Source organism: Bacillus sp. 05T31 (genome assembly GCF_056396725.1).
The window spans coordinates 1-1,351 of record NZ_JBFTMA010000920.1; the positions used below are offsets into that span (position 1 = coordinate 1).

A 1,351-nucleotide genomic window follows, 5' to 3' on the forward strand; every position below is an offset into this window, starting at 1 on the left:
CTCTTGAACTGTGCGAAATGTCACATCTGTATTTTACAACCTAAGGGTATGTAAGAGAGACGTATTAAAGGAGTGAACATTTGATTAGAAGTTTTACTTTATGAGAGGACTTGTTTTTTAGTGGGATTAAAGAAGAGAGGCAGGATGTAGTTCTTCTTCTGAAATATCTTAAAAGAGGAAGACCCCTCGTAAATGTTGTTTAATCATTTTTTCTTTCATAAATACAACTCCTTAATGCAATCTAACATATTCCTTCAATAAATTAGATTATATCAAGCTACTCAGTGAAAAGGCGGGGGAAGCGTGAATGTTTTTTACACAATGAAAAAGCAGGACATGAGCATTTATACTCATGTCCTGCACTTTATTTATGCTTTTGAAATTGCACGCGGAAATAAAATATTATTTTCTAAATGAATATGCTCAAATAAATCAGATTCAATGGCTTCAAGGCGCTGGTAAACAAGGCGATAAGTGCCGCAAGCTCCTTCTGGTGGAGTAAAGTCATTTGTCACCTTACGAAGTTCTTTAATAATATTGCCAGCGTGGTTATGTTCATTTTCGAGCTCATCTACTACTTTACGTAACTTTGCATAGTTTTGATCAGTTGGATTTTGTTCGAATTCTAAAATTAATGGGAAATCTTCCGTTTCTTCTTTAATTAAATGTTGTTCTAATTCCATTTTAAGTTCATGAAATAGTTTATGAATTTGAGCTAAATGAGGCTGATTTGCTCCATGAACGCGTAATACTTTCGTCACATATGGACTTAGCTGTGGCAACTCTTCATTTAAATAGCGATGATGCTTATTAATCACATAATCAATCAATTCACGATATGAAGCATTTTTCCAATCAATTTCAGATTCATTTAATAGTTTCGTATTATTATAAAGTGTATTTAACTCTGTAATTACCTCTGTTGCCGATAAATTTCTTTCATTAATTGCGTCAATAAGTGGTCTACTACCACCACAACAAAAGTCTATTCTATATGATTTAAAAAAGTCACTAGCTTTCGGGAATTGTGTAACAATCTCACCGATAATTGAAGTTTCAGTAAATTTATGTTTCATATGAATGCCTCCATAAAGTTTAAATGTAATATCTAAATTAAGAATAGCGTTAAATTAAAATCAATGTGGTGATTTAAATCACTTATTATGTGTCATTTTTGAGAATAATAAAATGAGTTTTATAAAAGGGAGAGGGAGGGTAATTTGTCGCAATAGTTTCTGATAATAAAAAAAGAAGCTTACTAGAAGCTTCTTTTTACTATTATTTTTCACATGCAACTCCATCGCCATCACGATCAAGTTTAGAGCTATAACCTGGTTGATCTCTATATAAT

Annotated in this window: 2 protein-coding genes; both read right to left on the bottom strand. The window is 32.0% G+C overall.

The window, feature by feature from the left end:
- Positions 1–368: 368 nt before the first annotated feature.
- A complete protein-coding gene (gene ric, locus AC1DJR_RS29900) occupies positions 369–1,076 on the bottom strand; it encodes an iron-sulfur cluster repair di-iron protein (protein WP_429688824.1) in 708 nt (235 codons plus the stop codon).
- Positions 1,077–1,278: 202 nt separating this feature from the next.
- The coding region (locus tag AC1DJR_RS29905; protein ID WP_477004246.1) for an excalibur calcium-binding domain-containing protein at positions 1,279–1,351 on the bottom strand (73 nt) is incomplete at its 5' end.

What these genes read in the sequence shown, in the direction of transcription:
- ric (WP_429688824.1), bottom strand. Translation starts at nt 1,076, where the DNA reads ATGAAACATAAATTTACTGAAACTTCAATTATCGGTGAGATTGTTACA.